This window comes from Streptomyces sp. MUM 2J (genome assembly GCF_022414535.1).
Lineage (GTDB): Bacteria > Actinomycetota > Actinomycetes > Streptomycetales > Streptomycetaceae > Streptomyces.
On sequence record NZ_JADWYM010000036.1, the window covers coordinates 26078 to 46552 of the forward strand.

The window sequence follows — 20475 nt, forward strand, 5'->3', positions numbered from 1 at the left end:
CGGCACCGATATACGGACACGGAAGGCTGAACAGCGTACGGCCGTGCGGGTGCCGTAGACGGGCCGGGGTGCGTCGTGTCACCCCGGCCCGTTGCCGATCTCCTCCGGCGGGACGACCTGCCGCTCCTCCGCGAAGTGGCACGCCGAGTCGTGCACCGCCGGACCCTGCGCGCTCCGGAACGCCTCCGGTACCGCGAGTTCCGGCACCTCCCGGGCGCACCGCTCCCGGGCCTTCCAGCAGCGGGTGCGGAAGCGGCAGCCGGACGGGATGTTCGTCGGTGAGGGGACGTCACCGGCGAGGATGATCCGCTCGCGCTCCTCGCGGGCCTCCGGGTCGGGGACCGGGACGGCGGAGAGCAGCGCCTGGGTGTAGGGGTGCGTCGGGTGGTCGTAGATCTGCGCGTCGGAGCCGATCTCCACGATCCGCCCGAGATACATCACGCCGACCCGGTCGGAGATGTGACGGACGATCGACAGGTCGTGCGCGATGAAGACGTACGACAGGTCGAAGTCCTTCTGCAGGCTCTCCAGCAGGTTGACGACCTGGGCCTGGACGGAGACGTCGAGCGCGGAGACCGGCTCGTCCGCCACGATCACCTCGGGGCGCAGGGCCAGCCCCCGGGCGATGCCGATGCGCTGGCGCTGACCGCCGGAGAACTGGTGCGGGTAGCGGTTGATGTATTCGGGGTTGAGGCCCACGACGTCGAGCAGTTCCCGGACCCTGCGGCGCCGGTCGCCCTTGGGCGCGACCTCGGGGTGGATGTCGAAGGGCTCGCCGATGATGTCGCCCACCGTCATGCGGGGGTTGAGGGAGGTGTAGGGGTCCTGGAACACCATCTGGATGTTGCGGCGGACGGCCCTCAGGGCCCGGCCCGACAGGCGGGTGATGTCCTCGCCCTTGAACCGGATGGTGCCCGCCGTCGGCCGTTCGAGGTTGACCAGCATCTTGGCGACCGTGGACTTGCCGCAGCCCGACTCGCCGACGATGCCGAGGGTCTCGCCCTGGTGCAGGGTGAGATCGACGCCGTCGACGGCCCTGACCGCGCCGATCTGCTTCTTGAAGAGGATGCCCTGGGTGAGCGGGTAGTGCTTGACGAGGCCGCTGACCTCCAGAATCGGCTCAGCCATCGAGGCACTCCCTCCAGAAGTGGCAGGCGCTGCCACGGGTCTCGGAGACCTCGTACAGCGGCGGCACGTCGGTGCGGCACACGTCCTGGGCCATCGGGCAGCGCGGGTGGAAGGCGCAGCCCGGCGGGATGTTCATGAGGTTGGGCGGCAGGCCCTTGATGGCGTACAGCTCCAGGCCCTTGTGGTCCAGACGCGGAATGGAGTCGAGCAGGCCGCGGGTGTAGGGGTGGGCGGGAGCCTTGTAGATGTCGTGCACGGGGGCGGTCTCGACGATCCGGCCGGCGTACATCACGGCGATGTGGTCGGCGACGTCGGCGACCACGCCGAGGTCGTGGGTGATGAGGATGAGCCCCATGTTGTACTCGCGCTGGAGTTCCGCGAGCAGGTCCATGACCTGGGCCTGGACGGTGACGTCGAGGGCGGTCGTCGGTTCGTCGGCGATGATGAGCGCGGGTTCGAGCGCGAGCGCCATCGCGATCATGATGCGCTGGCGCATGCCGCCGGAGAACTGGTGCGGGTACTGCCTGACCCGTTCCGCGGCGGCCGGGATGCGCACCCGGTCCATCAGCTCCACCGCCTTGGCGCGGGCGTCCTTGCGGGACATGCCGCGGTGGACGACGAACATCTCCCCCAGCTGGTCGCCGACGCTCAGCACCGGGTTCAGGGACGACAGCGCGTCCTGGAAGATCATCGCCATCCCGGCGCCGCGGACCTTCCGGCGCTCGTCCTCCTTCATCTTCAGCAGGTCCCTGCCCTGGAAGAGGATCTCGCCGCCGGTGATCTTCCCGGGCGGGATGTCGAGGATGCCCATGATCGCCTGCGCGGTGACCGACTTGCCGGACCCGGACTCGCCCAGCACGGCGAGGGTCTCGCCGGCGTCGACGCTGTAGTCGACGCCGTTGACGGCCTTGGCGACCCCGTCCCGGGTGTGGAACTCCACCTGCAGATCACGCACTTCGAGCAGCATGGCGCTCAGGTCACCTCAGCTTCGGGTCGAGGGCGTCGCGCACCGCGTCGCCGAGCATGATGAACGCCAGTACGGTGACCGCCAGGGCACCGGACGGCCACAGCAGCGCGTGCGGGGCGTTGCGGACGTAGGGCGAGGCCGCGGAGATGTCGATGCCCCAGGACACGCTGGGGGGCTTGAGACCGACGCCGAGGTAGGACAGGGTCGCCTCCAGGGCGATGTAGGTGCCGAGGGCGATGGTGGCGACGACGATCACCGGGGCGACCGCGTTGGGCGTGATGTGGCGCAGCAGGATGCGGGAGTGGCCGGCGCCCAGGGCCCTGGCGGCGTGGACGTAGTCGTTCTGCTTGGCGGTGATCACCGAGCCTCGGGCGATGCGGGAGATCTGCGGCCAGCCGAGCAGGACCATGAACCCGATGACCGGCCAGATGGTGTTGCTGGTGACCACCGACAGCAGGACCAGGCCTCCGAGGACGACCGGGATCGCGAAGAAGACGTCCGTGAGGCGGGACAGGAGGGAGTCCCACCCGCCGCCGAAGAACCCGGCCAGGCCGCCGAGGACCGAGCCGAACAGGCCGACGCCGAGGGTGGCGAGGACGCCGACGGCGACGGAGGTGCGGGCGCCGTAGACGGTGCGGGTGTACACGTCGCAGCCCTGCCCGTCGAAGCCGAACGGGTGCCCGGGCTGGGAGCCCTCCTGGGCCTTGGCGAGGTCGCACCGCAGGGGGCTCTCCCAGGTGATCGCCGAGGGCCACAGGGAGATGAAGACCAGGAACAGGATGATCAGCCCGGAGATGATGAACACCGGGTTGCGGCGCAGGTCGCGCCAGGCGTCCGACCACAGGCTGCGGGGTTTGCCGGCCGGGCCGGTCCCCTCCGGCCCGTACGGGGTCTTCTCCAGCGTCTCCGCCTCGCTGGCACCGAGGTCCATGGCTCCCCCGGCGCCGGTGCCCGCGATGGCCCCCTCCTGGTCGTACGGCTGCTCAGGCATAGCGGATCCTCGGGTCGAGTACGGCGTACAGGAGGTCCACGAGCAGGTTCGCCACCAGGAAGACCAGGACGAGGACCGTCACGAAGCCGACCACGGTCTGGGTGTTCTGCCGGAGGATGCCCTGGTAGAGCTGGTAGCCGACGCCGTGGATGTTGAAGATGCGCTCGGTGACGATCGCGCCGCCCATCAGCGCGCCGATGTCGGTGCCGATGAAGGTGACCACCGGGATGAGGGAGTTGCGCAGCAGGTGCCGGGTGACGACCCGGTGGCGGGGCAGTCCCTTGGCGACGGCGGTGCGGACGTAGTCGGCGCGTTTGTTCTCGGCGATGGAGGTGCGGGTCAGCCGGGTGACGTAGGCGAGGGAGACGGAGGCCAGCACCAGTCCGGGCACGATCAGCTCGTTGAAGGGGGCCTCCGGCGACACCGACGGTTTGATCCAGCCCCATTGGACGCCGAGCAGGAGCTGCAGCAGCAGACCGGTGACGAAGGTGGGCACGGAGATGACGACGAGGGTGGCGAGGAGGACCCCGGTGTCGACGGGCCGGCCCCGGTGCAGGCCCGTGATGACGCCGAGGGTGATGCCGATGACGATCTCGAAGAGGATCGCGACGATGGTGAGCCGGATGGTCACGGGGAACGCGGACGCCATCAGCTCGGTCACCGGCTGGCCGTTGAACGCCGTCCCGAAGTCGCCGGTGAAGACGTTCCCCATGTAGGTGAGGTACTGCTGCCACACGGGCTTGTCGAGGCCGAACTCCTTCTTGAGCTGGGCGGCGGTGGCCGGGTCGCACTGCCGGTCACCGCACAGCCCCGCGATGGGGTCGCCCATCACGTTCACCATCAGGAAGATCAGCAGCGTGGCCCCGATGAACACCGGGATCATCTGGAGCAGCCGCCGGACGACATAGCGCCCCATGGCGCGTCAGCCCACCTTGATCTCGTTGTAGACCGGGACGGAGAAGGGGTTGAGCTTGACGTCGGACAGCCGCTCCGAGAAGCCGGCGCTGCCGTTCTGGTACCAGAGCGGGATGGCCGCCATGTTGTCCCGGACGACCTCCTCGGCCTGCTGGAAGGTCTGGACGGCCTTGGTGGTGTCGGTCTCGGCGTTGGCCTCGTCGACGAGCTTGTCGAACTGCTGGTTGGACCACTTGCCGTCGTTGGAGGAGGCGTTGGTGTAGTACAGCGGCTGCAGGAAGTTCTGGATCAGCGGGTAGTCCATCTGCCAGCCGGCGCGGAAGGGGCCGGTCATCTTCCGGTCGCTGATCTGGTTGCGGAAGTCGGCGAAGGTGCCGATGGGGTTGCCCACGCACGCCTTGTTGTTGCCCAGGGCGTTGTTGATGGAGTTGCAGACGGCGTCGACCCACTGCTTGTGGGAGCCGGTGTCGGCGTTGTACGAGATCTTGATCTGCCCGCCGGGCAGACCACCGCCCTCCTCGATGAGCTTCTTGGCCTCGCTCGGGTTGTACGTGCAGGCGTCGCCGCACAGACCTTCCTGGAAGCCGCCGTCCTTGCCCAGCACCGGCGAGGTCCAGTCGGTGGCCGGGGTGCGGGTCTTCTGGAAGATCGTGTCGGTGATCTGCTGGCGGTTGATGGCCATCGACATGCCCGTCCGGACCTTCTGCGCGCCGGCCGTGTCCCAGTCCTTGTCGTAGAACGGGAACGCGAGGGTCTGGATGATGCCGGCCGGGGTGTTGAGGTAGCGGTCGCCGAGGTCGCTCTGGACGTTCTTCAGCTGGGCGGCGGGGATGTCGTCGACGAGGTCCAGGTTGCCGGCCAGCAGGTCCGTGTAGGCGGTGTTGTTGTCCGTGTAGACCTTCAGGGTCACACCGCCGTTCTGCGCCTTGTCGTCGCCGGGGTAGCCGTCCCACTTCGTGAGCTGCATCTGCGAGCCCTTGGAGTACGACTGGATCGTGTAGGGCCCGTTGCCGACCGGCTTGCTCAGCCAGGCGCTGTGGTCGTCGAAGAACGACTGGGGCAGGGGCGCGAACGCGACGTAGCCGAGGGTGTCGGGGAACGTCGAGAACTTCTGCGTGAGCTTGACGGTGAAGGTCGTGTCGTCGACGACCGTCAGGCCGGAGAGCGTGTCGGCCGTCTGGGCGCTGCCGTCCTCGGGGTGCACCTGGTCGTAACCCTGGATGTAGCCGAAGAAGTAGGCGTTCTTCTGGTTGTTCTTCAGACTGGCGCCGTAGTTCCAGGCGTCGACGAAGGACTTCGCCGTCACCTTCTCGCCGTCGCTGAAGGTCCAGCCGTCCTTGACCTTGATCGTGAAGGTCTGCGAGTCGGAGGTGTCGATGCTCTCGGCGAGCATGTTCTGCGCCTCGCCGGTCTCCGGGTCGTAGCGCTTCAGCCCCCGGAAGATCATGTCGAGGACCTTGCCGCCCTGTACCTCGTTGGTGTTGGCCGGCTCCAGCGGGTTCTGCGGATCGCCCCAGGAGGCGCTGAGCACCGCACTGCTGTCGCTGCCACTGCCGCCTCCCCCGCAGGCCGTCGCCACAAGGACTACGGACGCTGCGCAAGCGGCCCATTTGGCGTGCGTGGCTCCGCGCATGGAGTGCCTCCTCTTTGACGCGCAGGATGTGCGCTGTGCGGGCAGCGCCGGAACGCTGATCCCTGATCGGCCTTATCGGCCAATATCGACACAGGAGGAGCAAAATGCACATCGCGTTCCGCCCTTCGGAGGAACGGCGGCACCGGACGGGCGGTGGGGGCGTCCCGGCACGGCGAAGGCCCGCGCCGGTCGGCGCGGGCCTTCGGTCCTGCTGACGGGGGCGGGCCCCCGGGATCCGGCGTCCGGTACGGCACGGCGCCCGGGCGGGGCGGCGCCGTACCGTACCGGGCGCGCGGGGCCCCGGCCGGGACGAGCGGCGAGTCCACGGGCCGGGTCGGGGCGGGCGTGCGGCGGCGGGACCCCGGCCGCCGCCCCGGGCACGCCGGGGCTCCCGGGCCCCGGCGCGGAGCACGCCCGCAGGCGCAGGGTACGGCTCGGGCCTTCCCCCGACGCGCGGAGGGGCGCGGGGACAACGGCGCGTCGGCCGCGTACCCGTACCCTCCGGCGCGTCAGTCCTTGCCGGCCCCGTCGCCCTCCAGCGCCTTCAGCGCCGGGTCCATCACGACGTCCTGCGCGCGGCCCTGGAGTGTGGGCTCCTCCGGGAAGTGGCACGCGGTCATGTGGCCGTCCCGGCTTCCGGAGAGCCTGACGAGCGGCGGTTCCTCCGTGGCGCACTTGTCCTGCGCCTTCCAGCAGCGGGTGCGGAAACGGCAACCGGACGGCGGCGAGATCGGCGACGGGACGTCACCGGTCAGGCGGATGCGCTCCCGGCCGTCGCCCTCGCCCTCGAGGTCGATCTCGGGTACCGCCGACAGCAGGGCGTGCGTGTAGGGGTGGCGCGGTTGGTTGTAGATCGAGTCGCGGTCGCCGACCTCGACCACCTTGCCGAGGTACATCACCGCGACGCGCTGCGAGAAGTGCCGCACGACGGCCAGGTCGTGGGCGATGAACAGGAACGCGATGCCCAGTTCCCGCTGGACCTCCTGGAGCAGGTTCACGACCTGCGCCTGGATGGACACGTCCAGCGCGGAGACGGGCTCGTCCGCCACGATGAGCTTCGGCTCCAGTGCCAGCGCACGGGCCACGCCGATGCGCTGGCGCTGGCCGCCGGAGAACTCGTGCGGGAAGCGGTTGAAGTGCTCGGGGTTGAGGCCGACCAGCTCCAGCAGCTCCCGGACCTTCTTCTCCCGGCCGCCCGCGGGCTCGATGTCGTTGACCTCCATCGGCGCCTTGATGATCGAGCCGACGGTCTGCCGCGGGTTCAGCGAGGAGTACGGGTCCTGGAAGATCATCTGGATCTCGGACCGCACCGGCGCCAGCTGCTTGCGTGAGGCGTGCGTGATGTCCTGACCGGCGTAGGTGATCTTGCCGGCGGTCGGCTCCAGGAGCCTGGTGATGAGCCGGCCGGTGGTCGACTTGCCGCAGCCGGACTCGCCGACCAGACCCACGCTCTCGCCGACGCCGACCGTGAGGTCCACGCCGTCGACCGCCTGGACCGCGCCGACCCTCCGCTTGATCGGGAAGCCGCCGTAGATCGGGAAGTGCTTGGTCAGTCCCTCGACCTCCAGCAGGGTCTCCGGGGTCGTGGTGTCGGCCGGGCCCTGCTGTGCGGGGAGGGTGAGGTTGTCGCTCATGTCTCGGATCTCCCTAGCGCAGCCGGGGCTGGATCTTGTCGATGAAGATGGTCTGCTTCTGCTCCGCCGTCAGGTGGCACGCGGAGGCCCGGCCCTCGCCCAGCGGGGGGCGGGTGGTCGAGCACTGGTTGCCGGGGACCTGGTCCTTGTAGGCGCAGCGCGGGTGGAAGCGGCAGCCGTCGGGCGGGGTCAGCAGCGACGGCGGGGAGCCGGGGATCGGCTCCAGCGCCTCGTCGAGCTTGCTGTCCAGCCGGGGCATGGAGCTCAGCAGACCCCAGGTGTAGGGGTGCTTCGGCGTGCTCATCACCTCGCGCGCGGAGCCGCGCTCCACGGCCCGGCCCGCGTACATCACCAGCAGGTCGTCGGCCATCTGGGAGATGACGCCGAGGTCGTGGGTGATGAAGATGATCGCGGAGCCGAACTCCTGCTGGAGGTCCTTGAGCAGGTCCAGGATCTGCGCCTGCACGGTCACGTCGAGCGCGGTGGTCGGCTCGTCGGCGATCAGCAGGTCGGGGTCGCACATCAGCGCCATGGCGATCATCGCGCGCTGGCGCATACCGCCGGAGAACTGGTGCGGGTAGTCGTCGAAGCGTGTCTTGGGCTGCGGGATGCCGACCTTGGTGAGCATCTCGATCGCGCGGTCCTTCGCCTCCTTCCGGGAGGCGCCGCGGTGCTTCATGAACGGCTCGGACAGCTGCCGGCCCACCGTGTAGAACGGCGACAGCGCCGTCAGCGGGTCCTGGAAGATCATCGCCATCTTGTTGCCGCGGAGCTGTTCCAGCTCCTTCTCGCTGGCGGTGATCAGCTCCTTGCCGTCCATCACGATCTCACCGTCGACGGTGGTACTCCGCGGGGAGTGCAGACCGAGGATCGTGAGGTTGGTGACCGACTTGCCCGAGCCGGACTCGCCCACGATACCGAGGGTCTTGCCGCGCTGGACGTCGAAGGAGAGGCCGTCGACCGCCTTCACGGGGCCGTCCTCGGTGGAGAACGTCACCTTCAGATCGCGAACCGACAGGAAGCTCTCCGGCCCGGTCGGGGCGGATGCGTCCTCGGTCTTGGTCAGTGTGGTCACGGTGGTTCGTTCTTCCTAGGAGAGCCGGACGCGCGGGTCGATGAAGGCGTACGCGATGTCGGTGAGGATGTTGACGATCAGGATGAAGAAGGCACCGACCAGCATCACGCCCATCGTCAGCGGCAGGTCCTTGGTCGTGGCGCCGTTCACCGCGAGTCGGCCGATGCCCTGCAGGGAGAAGGTCAGCTCGGTGACCACGGCGCCGCCGAGCATGGCGCTGAAGTCGATACCGAAGACCGTCACGATCGGGATCAGCGAGCCTCGCCACGCGTAGCGGAAGAAGACGTACTTCTTCGACATGCCCTTGGCGCGCGCGGTACGCACGTGCTCCTCGGCCAGCTGCTCGATCATGGAGGAGCGCGCCATACGGGTGTACTGCGCGGTGAAGATCGTGGCCATCACGCACACCGGGATGGACATGCCGACGAACCAGCCGAACGGGTCCTCGGTGATGGGGACGTACTTGGGGTCCTCCATCAGGCCCGTGCTGTACACGAGGACGACGAGGGCGATCGGCCCGAGGAAGTAGATCTGGAACGAACTGAGCACCATGGACGCGCCGGTGGCGAACTTGTCCACGAAGGAGCCGCGCCGGAAGGCCGCGACCATGCCCGCGCCGATGCCGACGACGAGGAAGACGATCGAGCCGCCGATGGTGAGGGTGAGGGTCAGCGGGAAGCGGTCCATGATGGTGTTCCACACCATCTCACCCGAGTAGAACGACTGGCCGAGGCACGGCGCGGAGCAGTGCCCGGTGGGGAAGTCGCGTCCCATGAAGATGCCCGTCATGAAGTCCCAGAACTGCTGGGCGACGGGCAGGTTGAGCCCCAGGGCCTCCCGGATGTCCGCCAGTCTCTGAGGCGAGCAGTCCTTGCCGCAGGCCAGGGAGGCGTAGTCGGAGGGCGCGGCAACGAACAGGAAGAACGTCGCCGCTCCGATGAGGAAGAGCGTGACGACGGCACCAAGTGTGCGCCGGATGATGAACTGAAGCATGGCGGACTGGCTGCTCTCTGCGGAGACGGTGGAAAGGTTTCGCTCGGAAGCGGGAGCCCGCGCCGCCTGGTGCGGGCTCCCGCTTTCAGTCCTGGAGCGTTACGACTTCAGGTACAGACGGTTCACGTCGATGTAGCTCGACACCGAGCTGTACCGGGCGCCGCCGATGTTCGAACCGAACAGCTGGAGCTGCTTGGTGTACCACAGCGGAGCGGCCGGGACGACCTCCTCCAGCAGGTAGTGCTGGGCCTCCTTCCAGGTGGCCGCGGCCTCGGCCGGCTCCTGCGTGATGGCCTTCTTGATCAGGGCGTCGACCTTCGGGTCCTTGACGTGCGCGTAGTTCGCGGAACCGTCGAAGACCTGGCTCGGGTCGTAGACCGGCGTGATCACCGTGCTGGCCGACGGCCAGTCCTGGCCCCAGCCGCTGATGTAGATGTCGTACGGGTTGTTGAGCTTGCCGATCTGCTCGTAGTAGCTCGCGGAGTCGATCTCCTTGGCCACCACGTCGATGCCGACCTTGGTCAGGGCGTCCTCGATGGCGACCTTGCGCTTCTGGCCGGCCTCGCTGTTGGAGTAGGCGAAGACGAGCTTCTTCTCGGCGGCCGGGACGTCCTTGAGGATCTCCTTGGCCTTCTCGATGTTGCCCTGCGGCGTCTTGAGGCGGCCGTACGGGTCGTAGGTGGCCTCGTAGCCCGGCAGGGTCGGGGCGAAGTAGTTCGGGGCCACGTCGCCGCCGTAGGCACCGCCCTCACCGGCGATGAGCGACTTGGAGTTGACGGCGTAGGTGACGGCCTGGCGGACCTTCTTGTCCTTCACCCGGTCCAGGTTGAAGTCCAGCTGCATGACGTAGGGCTGGTAGCCCTTGATCGTGCGCTTGCTGATCTCCGGGTTGCCGACGACGTCCTGGATCTGCGTGGCCTCGACGCTGCCGGTGAACTGGATGGCGTTCTTGTTGTCGCCCTGGTCGGCGATCAGACGCTTGGTCTGGGTCGAGCCGGTGACACCGAACTGGAAGTTGAAGCCGTCCACGTACTGGTGACGGACCGAGTCGGTCTTCGGGTCCCAGTTCGTGTTCTTGACGAGCTTCATGACCTTGCCGACCTTGTACTCGGCAATCTTGTACGGGCCGGTGGCGACCGGGGTCTTGTCGTACTTCTCCTTGGTGTCCGCCTTCTCCGGGACGATGGCGTAACCGGCCATGGCCAGCGTCTGCGGCAGGTCCGGGCGCGGCTTGTCGAAGTGGAAGATGACGGTCTTGGCGTCCGGGGTGTCCAGGACCGAGGCCGGCAGGTGCTTGCCGTCGAAGCCGCCGCCGGGCAGCTGCTTGCGGTAGTCGGCGGAGTTGGCGTCGCCGGCGAGCCAGGTCTGCAGGTACGTCGGGCCGTCGAAGATGAACTTCGCGTACAGGCGCTCGACGCTGTGACGGACGTCGGCCGAGGTGATGGCGTTGCCGTTCTGGTCCTTGACGCCGTCCTTCAGCTTGAACGTCCAGGTCTTGCCGCCGTCCGAGGACTGGCCGGAGTCGGTGGCGAGGTCACCGGCGACCGAGACGTTGCCCTTGTCGTCCTCCTGGAACTGCGTCAGGCGGCGGAAGAGCAGGTTGGCGATCTGACCGGCGTCGGAGACGTAGATCTGGCCCGGGTCGAGGTGGGACAGGCCCGACTCCTGGTAGACCTGGATCGTGCCGCCGGACTTGGCACCGGGAACATCCTCGGCAGGGCCGGTGGAGCCCGCGGCGTCGATGTACGCCACCGCCTGGGACTGCGTGGCAGCCTGCTTCTGGTCCTTCTTCGAGTCCGAGCTGGACTTGCCGCCCTCGTTCTTGGAGCACGCGGTGAGGGCGAGGGAGCCGGCCGCGAGGGCGACCACGACGGCGCGAGCCGTGCGTGAGCGATGAGACATCATGTGGCGAATCCACCTACCTGTCGGTTGTTATCCATGAGTACTGCCAGGCGCCGGCCGGCCGGCCGTGCGGGGGTGGCAGCCACCCCCCACCAATGGACGATTTATCGCCCGGACTTGGGGTCGAAGGCGTCCCGTACGGAGTCTCCGAGGAGGTTGAAGCACAGAACGAAGATCACCAGGGCGAGACCCGGGAAGAACATGAAGGCCGGGTCCTGCTCGGCGTAGTGCGCACCGGCCGCGAACAGCCGTCCCCAGTCGGGGGTCGGCTCGACGAAGCCGACGCCGGCGAAGGAGAGGAACGCGATGGTGAGGATGGTGCTGGGCAGCTGGAACGTGAACTGCACCAGGATCGGCGTCACCACGTTCGGCAGGATCTCCTTGCGGACGATACGCCAGGGCGAGGCGCCGGAGACCTTGGCGGCCTCGACGAACTCCCGCTCACGCAGCGACAGTACGGTCGACCGCACCAGGCGGGCCATGCCCATCCAGCCCAGCAGCCACAGCACGATCAGCATCGCGAGGGCCCGGAAGTAGGTGGGCGTCTCCTCCCGCGGGTCCACGAAGAACGCGGTCACCACCGGCATGAAGGCGATGAAGAACAGCTGTTGCGGGAAGGAGAGGAAGAAGTCGGTGACCCGGCCGATCCAGTAGTCCGTGCGGCCGCCGAAGTAGCCGCCGACCAGACCGATGATGACGCCCGTGGCCATCACCAGGGTAGTGATGCCGACCGCCATCCAGAGCGAGGTCCGCATGCCGTACACCAGCATGGCGAACAGGTCGCGGCCGTACTGCGGTTCGACACCGAACCAGTGGTCGCCGGACACACCGCCCAGGTAGCCGAGCGGCAGGCCGAACTCGTCCAGCACCGGCTTGTCGGCGAACGTCGGGTCCTGACCGTACAGCGTGTACGGGTTCGTGCCGCTGAGCTTCGTCAGCAGCGGCGCGCACAGGGAGACGACGAAGTAGAAAACCACTACCCAGGCACAGATGACACCGGTACGGTCCCGCTTGAAGCGCTGCCACATCAACTGGCCGGGAGAGCGCCCCGCGAGCTTCTGCTCATCCTTCGCAGGCTCGGGGGCCGACTCGAGCTCAGGGTCCAAGGCGACTGGACTGGTCATGTGTGTTCTTCCCCCGGGGGGTTGGAGAGTTGAGCGCAGCACAGATACCGGCAGGTTCTGTGGTTTGGGGGAACTTTCGCCAACGTGTTCAACGCGAGTCAAGGGTGGAAGGCATAGGGATCTCCCTACCGTCCATATTTTGAGGAAAAATTGCAAAGATTGACACCTGCGCGCGCTTGACTGCCGAGACACCAAACAGTCAAATCGGACGCAAAGGTGCGCATTTCCGTTTACATGTCCGAAACCTGAGTGTGTCGACACCGATAACCGGACAGGGTTGCGGAGAGCCCTCGCGCCTGCGCACAGCCCGAAGGCCCGGCCCTCCGGGCGGAGGGCCGGGCCTTCTCGCGACGCCCCGCGGGTGGCCCCGCGAAGGCCGGCTCAGCCGTGCTTGGCGCGGCTGGCGGCCCGGGCGCGCTCGCGGGCGTCCAGATTCACCTTGCGAATGCGAACGGCCTCGGGCGTGACCTCGACGCACTCGTCGTCGCGGCAGAACTCCAGGGACTGCTCCAGCGACAGCTTGCGCGGCGGTACGATCGACTCGGCCACGTCGGCCGTGGACGACCGCATGTTGGTCAGCTTCTTCTCCTTGGTGATGTTGACGTCCATGTCGTCGGAGCGGGAGTTCTCGCCGACGATCATGCCCTCGTACACCTCGGTGCCGGGCTCGGTGAAGAGCACGCCACGCTCCTGGAGATTTGTCATCGCGAACGCCGTGACGGCGCCGGAGCGGTCGGCGACCAGCGAGCCGTTGTTGCGCGTCTGGAGCGTGCCGAACCAGGGCTCGTGGCCCTCGTGGATGGAGTGGGCGATGCCCGTGCCGCGGGTCTGGGTGAGGAACTCCGTCCGGAATCCGATCAGACCGCGCGAGGGCACCACGAACTCCATACGGACCCAGCCCGAGCCGTGGTTGGACATGTTGTCCATACGGCCCTTGCGGACGCCCATGAGCTGGGTGACGGCGCCCATGTGCTCCTCGGGCACGTCGATGGTCATGCGCTCGACGGGCTCGTGCACCTTGCCGTCGACCTCACGGGTGACCACCTGGGGCTTGCCGATGGTCAGTTCGAAGCCCTCGCGGCGCATCTGCTCGACCAGGATGGCCAGCGCCAGCTCACCGCGGCCCTGCACCTCCCAGGCGTCCGGGCGCTCGGTATCCAGGACACGCAGCGACACGTTGCCGATCAGCTCGCGGTCCAGCCGGTCCTTCACCTGGCGGGCGGTGACCTTGCGGTCCTTCACGACCGCCTTGTTGTCGGCGCCCTTGCCGGTGCCGCCGCGGCCGACCAGCGGGGAGGTGTTGGTGCCGATGGTCATGGAGATCGCGGGCTCGTCGACCGTGATCAGCGGCAGTGCGACCGGGCTCTCCGGGTCGGCCAGCGTCTCGCCGATCATGATGTCGGGGATGCCCGCGACGGCGCAGATGTCGCCCGGCCCGGCCTTCTCGGCGGGCTTGCGGGTGAGCGCCTCGGTCATCATCAACTCGGAGATGCGGACGTTCTGCACGGTGCCGTCGCGCTTCATCCACGCGACCGTCTGCCCCTTCTTCAGCTCGCCCTGGTGGACGCGCAGCAGCGCGATACGGCCGAGGAAGTTGTCGGCGTCCAGGTTGGTGACGTGCGCCTGGAGCGGTGCCTCCTCGTCGTACGTGGGGGCCGGGATGTGCTCCAGGATCGTGGAGAAGAACGGCTCCAGGCTGGTGGAGTCCGCGGGGACGGTGCCGTCCTCCGGCTTGGTCAGCGAGGCGATGCCGTCCCGGCCGCACGCGTAGACGATCGGGAACTCGATCTGGTCCTCGTCGGCGTCCAGGTCGAGGAAGAGGTCGTAGGCCTCGTTGACGACCTCGTCGATCCGGGCGTCGGGCCGGTCCGTCTTGTTGATGCACAGGATGATCGGCAGCCGGGCCTGGAGCGCCTTGCGGAGCACGAAGCGGGTCTGCGGCAGCGGGCCCTCGGAGGCGTCGACGAGCAGCACGACGCCGTCCACCATCGACAGGCCGCGCTCGACCTCACCGCCGAAGTCGGCGTGGCCGGGCGTGTCGATGATATTGATCGTGATCGGGTCCCCGCCGTCCTTCGGGTGGTACTTGACCGCCGTGTTCTTGGCGAGGATCGTGATGCCCTTCTCGCGCTCCAGGTCGTTCGAGTCCATGACGCGGTCGTCGACCTGGTCGAGCTGGTGGGCGGCGAAGGCACCGGCCTGCTTCAGCATGCCGTCGACGATCGTCGTCTTGCCGTGGTCGACGTGGGCGACGATGGCCACGTTGCGGATGTCGTGACGCGTTGCAGTCACAGCCATAGTGCGGCTTACTCCCGGAGTGTGAGGAAGGCCTGGGCGTACGTCCGAGGTACACGGGCCCTGCCGGGCTTGACATGCCACGGCCTCACCCCATAGTACGTGGCCCTGCGGCGGGAGGCCCCCGCAGGGCCACGGGGCCGCCTCAGCTCCGCGACGGGCTCGCCGACGGCTTGCCGCTCTTCTTCAGGAAGCCGATGTCCTCGTAGACCGGGGTCGCGAAGCCGAAGGCGCCGGCGTTGGCCAGGTCCGCGCGGGCCGCCGTCAGCTGGGGGCGCTGGAAGAGCGGGATCGAACCGGCCGCGGCCCAGATGCGGGAGTCGGCCTTGCGGATCAGGGACCGTGCCTTGTCCCGGTCGAGCGTGCCGATGGCCTGGTCGAAGAGCTGGTCGACCTGGTCGGTGCCGACGCGGGTGTAGTTCTGCTCGACGGTCAGCGATCCGTCGGCGGCCGGGACGGGCTTGGCGTAGATGGGGCGGGCGTCGGTGGCCGGGAAGGCCGACGCGGGCCAGGAGTACAGAGCGAGGTCGTACTGACCGTTGGCGATGTGGTCCTTGAAGTAGCCGTCCTCGGCCACCTTGGTGATCTCGGTGCCGATGCCCACCTTGTCCAGCATCCGGGCGATCCGGTCGGCGACCGTGCGCAACGTCTCCGAGCCGGAGCCGGAGGGGACGACGAAGCGCAGCGTCAGCGCCTTGCCGTCCTTGGCCAGCGGCCGGGCCGCGGCGCCCGCCGGGGCGGCCGTGCCCTTCGGGGCGTACGCGCCCGGGACCGCGCCGGGCAGGTGGGGCCTGTCGGCGTACTGGACGCCGTCCTGCGCGAGGTGCCGGCCGCCGCCCTCGCCGCTCCGGCCGAGGGACATCTGCTCCCGCGCGGTCCTGGCGGACGGTTTGTCGTCCTCGCCGACGATGTAGGTGCCGTCGTCGTCACCCTCGGATTCCGCGTCGTCGCTCCCCTTTTTCCCCTTCCCCTCCTTTTCTTCCTTACTATCCTTTTCACTCTTGTCCGCTTTTTCTCCCTTTTCTGTCTTTTCTTCCGCCCCCTCGTCCTTCTCCTGCTCCTTCGTCGCGTCGGCCTTCTTCCCCTCGCCGCCCGCGGCCTTCTCGGTCTTCTTCTCCTCCGTGACCGGGCCCCCGCGCACCCAGCCCGCGTCGGCGAGGAGGGCCTGCGCCTCGGCTGTGTCCTGGTCGCCGAGGGCGCCGCTGTTGTCGGCGTAGGCATCCTGACCGGACAGCGCCAGGTGACTGCCGACCGGGACGGCCGGCAGACCGAGCGGCTTGAGCACCAGCTCGGCCAGCTCGCGGCGGTCCAGGGCGCGGGCGACGGCCCGGCGCACCCGCTCGTCGGCGAGCGGGCCGCCGGCGCCGTTGAGGGCGAGCTGGGTGTAGGCGAGTTCGAAGGACTTGCGCACCTCGAAGCCGCGCAGCGCCTGCTGCTGCTTCTGCCACGCGGCGAACTCCTTGCGCAGCTCGGCCTCGTCGGCGTCCTCGTCGAAACCGTGCGCCGCCGCCCAGGTGCGCAGGGCCTTCGCCGACGCGGCCTTGTCGCTGTCCCGGAGGGGGCCCGCGTTGCCCCGGGCGGCGCCGGTGATGGTGCGGACGTCGGCGGTGTCGATCTCGGCGAGGTCGACGGTCCCGTCGGCCAGCGCGGCGGCCCGCTTGTCGCGCGGCACGGCGTGCAGCACGATCTCGTCCAGCTTGGCCGGCCTGCCCCACCAGCGCGGGTTGCGGACCAGGACGACGTCCTTCTTCTTGCGGTCGACCGTCTTGACCTTGAAGGGACCGGCGGTGACCTTCAGGGTGCGCCGCGCGCCGTCGTTGAAGGAGTCCGGGGTGCCCATGACGTCCTTGGGGTACAGCGGCGAGAACAGCGACCGCCAGTCGGCGTAGGGGCGGCGGAAGGTGACCCGTACCTGGAGGTCGTTGGCGCCTCGCTCCACCTTCTCGATGCGGTCGTAGCCGGCGTTGCGGGCGGTCCAGTAGGCGGAGTCCTTGCCGGACAGGGCGCGCCACTGGGCGGCGAAGTCGGCGGCACCGATCTCGCGGCCGTCGCTCCAGACGGCCTGCTGGTTCAGCTTGTACAGCACGACCTGCTTGGGCTCGGTCTCGACGACGTCGGCGGACTCCAGGTAGTCGCCGTTGCGCCGGGCGCGCCCCTCGGCGTCCAGCCGGTACATCGACGGCAGGACGGCCTGGGCGACGCGGGCGGTGGTGGCGTCGGCGTCGGCCTGGAAGGAGTTCAGCGTGTCGGGGACGGCGTCCACGGCCCAGCGCAGCGTGCCGCCGTCGGCGAGCTGGGCGCGCGCGGCCGGGGCGATGTCCTGCCCGGCCAGGGGCTTGCCGGCCTCGTCGTCCGCACTGCAGCCGGTGAGCAGGGTGACCGCGAGCGCGCCCGCGGTGAGGAAGGCGGCCGAGCGCAGTGCCGCGCGCGGATGGACGCCGTCGAGTGACATCTCAGGTACCTCCGGGGAGCCGCGGTCGAAGTGATCACGTTTGGCGGTATATGGAGCTGATCAGATCTTTTCGGACCTGTGCGGCCACTGAAGAGGAAAGGATCCTTCAACGCCGGGAGACACGGCGGCGGCGGGCGCCAAGCCCACCCGTGCGGCGCAACTCCCCGGGGCCGCACCGGTGCGCCTCGGCCAATCGCTGCACGTGCCTTCCCAGCGCCGGCACGACGCGCAACACTCGCAGGCGCATGACCGTTGCCGCCTGGGGCCGCAGGGCCCGTGGAAGTGAGGTCACGTCATGTCCGTGCACGACGACCTGGCAGCCGTGCAGCGCTGCCTCGACGATCTGACGCGGTCGGTGGGACGGCTGGAGCAGCGGCTCGGCGGCGGACTGGAGGTCCGCCGGGTGCGCACCGACGCCGACCATCTGCGCGAGAGCGTCGCCCTGCTGCGGCAGGCCGCCGCCCCGGCCGAGCCGGAACAACGGCCCGACCTCGTCACCATCCCCGACACGCCGTACGACACCTCGCTGTGGCAGGACTCGGACGACGAGGGTCTCGGCTCCCGCAACCGGCACGCACCCTGACCCCGACCGGAGTCCACCGTGGCCACTGGTACGGAACCGCATCCGCAGCGCGGCGTGCACAGCCCCACGCGCGCCGCGATCACCGCCCCTCACCTGCGCACCGACCGCTGGTGGCTGGCGCCCGCCGCGACCGCGGCCGGGCTGTTGGCCTTCGTCGTGTACTCGACGTGGCGGGCCTTCGCCGACACCGACTACTACGCGGCACCGTACGTGTCGCCGTTCTACTCGCCCTGCCTGGCCGAGAACTGCCGGACCATGCCGCACGGCCCGAACGCGGACCTGTTCGGCAGCTGGTGGGGGATCTCCCCCGCGGTCATCATCCTGATCTTCCCCCTCGGCTTCCGCCTGACCTGCTACTACTACCGCAAGGCCTACTACCGGGGCTTCTGGGCGTCCCCGCCGGCCTGCGCGGTGCCCGAGCCGCATCGCGGGTACACCGGTGAGACCCGGTTCCCGCTGATCCTGCAGAACGTCCACCGGTACTTCTTCTACGCGGCGATCCCGGTCGCCGGGGTCCTCACCTACGACACGGTGCTCGCCTTCCGCGACGAGAACCACGCCTTCGGCCACATGGGCCTGGGCACCCTGGTCTTCCTCGTCAACATCGCGCTGATCTGGGCGTACACCCTCTCCTGCCACTCCTGCCGGCACATCGTCGGTGGCAAGCTCCGGCACTTCTCCCGGCATCCGGTGCGCTACCGGATGTGGCGCATCGTGGGCCGGCTCAACGCCCGGCACATGCTGCTGGCCTGGGCCTCGCTGCTGAGCGTGGCCCTCGCCGACTTCTACGTCTATCTCGTCGCGTCCGGCGTCTTCGACGATCCACGCTTCTTCTAGCGGGAGTGGGGCATGTGATGGCAGCGGTGGAACGGCAGCAGTGGGACGTCGTGGTCGTCGGCGCCGGCGGGGCGGGGCTGCGTGCCGCGATCGAGGCACGCGAACGGGGTGCCCGTACGGCGGTCGTCTGCAAGTCGCTGTTCGGCAAGGCGCACACGGTGATGGCCGAGGGCGGCATCGCCGCGGCGATGGCGAACGCCAACGAGCACGACACCTGGCAGGTCCACTTCCGCGACACCCTGCGCGGCGGCAAGTTCCTCAACCAGTGGCGGATGGCCGAACTGCACGCACGGGAGGCGCCCGAGCGGGTGTGGGAACTGGAGACCTGGGGCGCGCTGTTCGACCGCACCGAGGACGGCCGGATCAGCCAGCGCAACTTCGGGGGCCACGAGTACCCGCGCCTGGCACACGTGGGGGACCGCACCGGTCTGGAGCTGATCCGCACCCTCCAGCAGCGGATCGTGGCGCTGCAGCAGCAGGACCACCGGGAGACCGGCGACCACGAGTCGCGTCTGAAGGTGTTCCAGGAGTGCACGGTCACCCGGATCCTGAAGAACGGCGGCCGCGTCTCGGGCGTCTTCGCCTACGAGCGGGAGAGCGGGCGCTTCCTCGTCCTCCGGGCGCCCGCCGTCGTGATCGCCACCGGGGGTATCGGAAAGTCCTTCCAGGTCACCTCCAACTCGTGGGAGTACACCGGCGACGGCCATGCGCTGGCCCTGCTCGCCGGGGCGTCGCTGCTGAACATGGAGTTCGTGCAGTTCCACCCGACGGGCATGGTCTGGCCGCCCTCGGTGAGGGGGATCCTCGTCACCGAGTCGGTGCGCGGCGACGGCGGGGTGCTCAGGAACTCCGACGGCAGGCGGTTCATGTTCGACTACGTCCCCGACGTCTTCAGGGAGAAGTACGCCGTGTCGGAGGAGGAGGCCGACCGCTGGTACGACGACCCGGACCGCAACAGGCGTCCCCCCGAGCTGCTCCCCCGCGACGAGGTCGCCCGCGCCATCAACGCCGAGGTGAAGGCGGGCCGCGGGTCCCCGCACGGCGGCGTGTTCCTCGACGTGTCGACCCGGATGCCGGCCGAGGTCGTCAGGCGGCGGCTGCCGTCGATGTACCACCAGTTCAAGGAGCTGGCGGACGTCGACATCACGGCGGAGGCGATGGAGGTCGGGCCGACCTGCCACTATGTGATGGGCGGCGTGGCCGTCGACTCCGACACCGCGGCGGCACGCGGCGTGCCGGGCCTGTTCGCCGCGGGTGAGGTCGCTGGCGGCATGCACGGCTCCAACCGGCTGGGCGGCAACTCGCTCTCCGACCTTCTGGTGTTCGGCCGCAGGGCCGGGCTGCACGCGGCCGGGTACGCGGCGGGCGCCGAACAGGTGCCCCTGGACGACGCGCAGGTGGCCGCGGCGTCGGCGGAGGCCCTCCGGCCGTTCTCCGCCGAAGCCGCCGGGGCGGAACAAGGACCGCCGGAGAACCCGTACGCCCTGCACCGGGAGCTCCAGCAGACCATGAACGACCTGGTCGGCATCATCCGCCGGGAGGAGGAGATGGAGCAGGCCCTGCACCGGCTGGCCGAGCTGCGCGCCCGGGTCCGCCGGGCCGGCGTGGAGGGGCACCGCCAGTTCAACCCGGGCTGGCACCTGGCCCTGGACCTCAGGAACATGCTGCTCGTCAGCGAGTGCGTGGCACGGGCCGCGCTGGAGCGGACCGAGTCGCGCGGCGGGCACACCCGCGAGGACCGTCCGGGGATGGACCGCGCATGGCGCGCCGTCACTCTGCTGTGCCGGCTGGCCGGCCCGGCCGAGGGCGGTCCCCCGCGCGGTGCGATCGAGCTCGTCCACGAGTCCGCCGACCCCATCCGACCCGACCTGCTCGCCCTCTTCGACAAGGAGGAGCTGGTCAAGTACCTGGCCGACGAGGAGCTGTACGAATGAGCAGCGAGGAGC

The 20475-nt window shown here is 69.0% G+C and carries 15 protein-coding genes; 3 read left to right on the plus strand and 12 right to left on the minus strand.

The features are described from left to right. Positions 1-78: 78 nt before the first annotated feature. The 12 genes from I3F54_RS24465 to I3F54_RS24520 all read right to left on the minus strand — a co-directional run bounded on the left by I3F54_RS24465 (position 79) and on the right by I3F54_RS24520 (position 17109). Positions 79-1128: a dipeptide ABC transporter ATP-binding protein gene (locus tag I3F54_RS24465; protein WP_240121048.1), complete on the minus strand. Its 1050-nt coding sequence runs from the start codon at positions 1126-1128 to the stop codon at positions 79-81. Further along, a complete protein-coding gene (locus I3F54_RS24470) occupies positions 1121-2095 on the minus strand; it encodes an ABC transporter ATP-binding protein (protein WP_240121049.1) in 975 nt (324 codons plus the stop codon). The genes I3F54_RS24465 and I3F54_RS24470 overlap by 8 nt, the downstream gene beginning before the upstream one ends. Positions 2096-2105: 10 nt before the next feature. Next, positions 2106-3086 carry an ABC transporter permease gene (locus I3F54_RS24475; protein WP_240121051.1) on the minus strand — a complete coding sequence of 327 codons (981 nt, stop codon included), beginning with the start codon at positions 3084-3086 and terminating at the stop codon, positions 2106-2108. Then, a complete protein-coding gene (locus tag I3F54_RS24480) occupies positions 3079-4002 on the minus strand; it encodes an ABC transporter permease (RefSeq protein ID WP_240121053.1) in 924 nt (307 codons plus the stop codon). The genes I3F54_RS24475 and I3F54_RS24480 overlap by 8 nt, the downstream gene beginning before the upstream one ends. Positions 4003-4008: 6 nt before the next feature. Continuing rightward, complete coding sequence (locus I3F54_RS24485; RefSeq protein ID WP_240121055.1) at positions 4009-5634, minus strand: ABC transporter substrate-binding protein; 1626 nt, start codon at positions 5632-5634, stop codon at positions 4009-4011. A 509-nt stretch (positions 5635-6143) separates the two neighbouring features. Then, positions 6144-7268 carry a dipeptide ABC transporter ATP-binding protein gene (locus I3F54_RS24490; RefSeq protein ID WP_240121056.1) on the minus strand — a complete coding sequence of 375 codons (1125 nt, stop codon included), beginning with the start codon at positions 7266-7268 and terminating at the stop codon, positions 6144-6146. Positions 7269-7281: 13 nt separating this feature from the next. Continuing rightward, positions 7282-8343, minus strand: coding sequence for an ABC transporter ATP-binding protein (locus I3F54_RS24495; protein ID WP_240121058.1), 1062 nt, complete (start codon positions 8341-8343; stop codon positions 7282-7284). Positions 8344-8358: 15 nt separating this feature from the next. Beyond that, positions 8359-9336, minus strand: coding sequence for an ABC transporter permease (locus I3F54_RS24500; protein WP_240121059.1), 978 nt, complete (start codon positions 9334-9336; stop codon positions 8359-8361). A gap of 99 nt (positions 9337-9435) precedes the next feature. Further along, entirely contained in the window at positions 9436-11241 is a 1806-nt protein-coding gene (locus I3F54_RS24505) for an ABC transporter substrate-binding protein (protein WP_240121061.1), read from the minus strand. Positions 11242-11342: 101 nt separating this feature from the next. Then, the gene (locus I3F54_RS24510) at positions 11343-12362 is read right to left on the minus strand and encodes an ABC transporter permease (RefSeq protein ID WP_240121063.1); all 1020 of its coding nucleotides are present in this window, start codon (positions 12360-12362) and stop codon (positions 11343-11345) included. A 381-nt stretch (positions 12363-12743) separates the two neighbouring features. Further along, positions 12744-14660 (minus strand): translational GTPase TypA, encoded by a 1917-nt coding sequence (typA, locus tag I3F54_RS24515; protein WP_240121065.1) that lies wholly within the window; start codon positions 14658-14660, stop codon positions 12744-12746. Between the two features lie 142 nt (positions 14661-14802). Further along, a complete protein-coding gene (locus tag I3F54_RS24520; protein ID WP_240121067.1) occupies positions 14803-17109 on the minus strand; it encodes an ABC transporter family substrate-binding protein in 2307 nt (768 codons plus the stop codon). A 295-nt stretch (positions 17110-17404) separates the two neighbouring features. Between I3F54_RS24520 and I3F54_RS24525 the strand changes: the two genes are divergently transcribed. The 3 genes from I3F54_RS24525 to I3F54_RS24535 are packed head-to-tail and all read left to right on the plus strand — an operon-like array spanning position 17405 to position 20463. After that, entirely contained in the window at positions 17405-17692 is a 288-nt protein-coding gene (locus tag I3F54_RS24525) for a hypothetical protein (RefSeq protein ID WP_240121069.1), read from the plus strand. An 18-nt stretch (positions 17693-17710) separates the two neighbouring features. Continuing rightward, on the plus strand, positions 17711-18529 hold the full coding sequence (locus I3F54_RS24530; RefSeq protein WP_240121071.1) for a hypothetical protein: 819 nt from the start codon (positions 17711-17713) through the stop codon (positions 18527-18529). A gap of 17 nt (positions 18530-18546) precedes the next feature. Beyond that, positions 18547-20463: a fumarate reductase/succinate dehydrogenase flavoprotein subunit gene (locus I3F54_RS24535; RefSeq protein ID WP_240121072.1), complete on the plus strand. Its 1917-nt coding sequence runs from the start codon at positions 18547-18549 to the stop codon at positions 20461-20463. Positions 20464-20475: the final 12 nt, after the last annotated feature.

Bases quoted from the DNA above. Each gene is read 5' to 3' on its own strand.
- I3F54_RS24465 (WP_240121048.1), bottom strand. From the start codon at position 1,128: ATGGCTGAGCCGATTCTGGAGGTCAGCGGCCTCGTCAAGCACTACCCG.
- I3F54_RS24470 (WP_240121049.1), bottom strand. From the start codon at position 2,095: ATGCTGCTCGAAGTGCGTGATCTGCAGGTGGAGTTCCACACCCGGGAC.
- I3F54_RS24475 (WP_240121051.1), bottom strand. From the start codon at position 3,086: ATGCCTGAGCAGCCGTACGACCAGGAGGGGGCCATCGCGGGCACCGGC.
- I3F54_RS24480 (WP_240121053.1), bottom strand. From the start codon at position 4,002: ATGGGGCGCTATGTCGTCCGGCGGCTGCTCCAGATGATCCCGGTGTTC.
- I3F54_RS24485 (WP_240121055.1), bottom strand. From the start codon at position 5,634: ATGCGCGGAGCCACGCACGCCAAATGGGCCGCTTGCGCAGCGTCCGTA.
- I3F54_RS24490 (WP_240121056.1), bottom strand. From the start codon at position 7,268: ATGAGCGACAACCTCACCCTCCCCGCACAGCAGGGCCCGGCCGACACC.
- I3F54_RS24500 (WP_240121059.1), bottom strand. From the start codon at position 9,336: ATGCTTCAGTTCATCATCCGGCGCACACTTGGTGCCGTCGTCACGCTC.
- I3F54_RS24505 (WP_240121061.1), bottom strand. From the start codon at position 11,241: ATGATGTCTCATCGCTCACGCACGGCTCGCGCCGTCGTGGTCGCCCTC.
- I3F54_RS24510 (WP_240121063.1), bottom strand. From the start codon at position 12,362: ATGACCAGTCCAGTCGCCTTGGACCCTGAGCTCGAGTCGGCCCCCGAG.
- typA (WP_240121065.1), bottom strand. From the start codon at position 14,660: ATGGCTGTGACTGCAACGCGTCACGACATCCGCAACGTGGCCATCGTC.
- I3F54_RS24520 (WP_240121067.1), bottom strand. From the start codon at position 17,109: ATGTCACTCGACGGCGTCCATCCGCGCGCGGCACTGCGCTCGGCCGCC.
- I3F54_RS24525 (WP_240121069.1), top strand. From the start codon at position 17,405: ATGTCCGTGCACGACGACCTGGCAGCCGTGCAGCGCTGCCTCGACGAT.
- I3F54_RS24535 (WP_240121072.1), top strand. From the start codon at position 18,547: ATGGCAGCGGTGGAACGGCAGCAGTGGGACGTCGTGGTCGTCGGCGCC.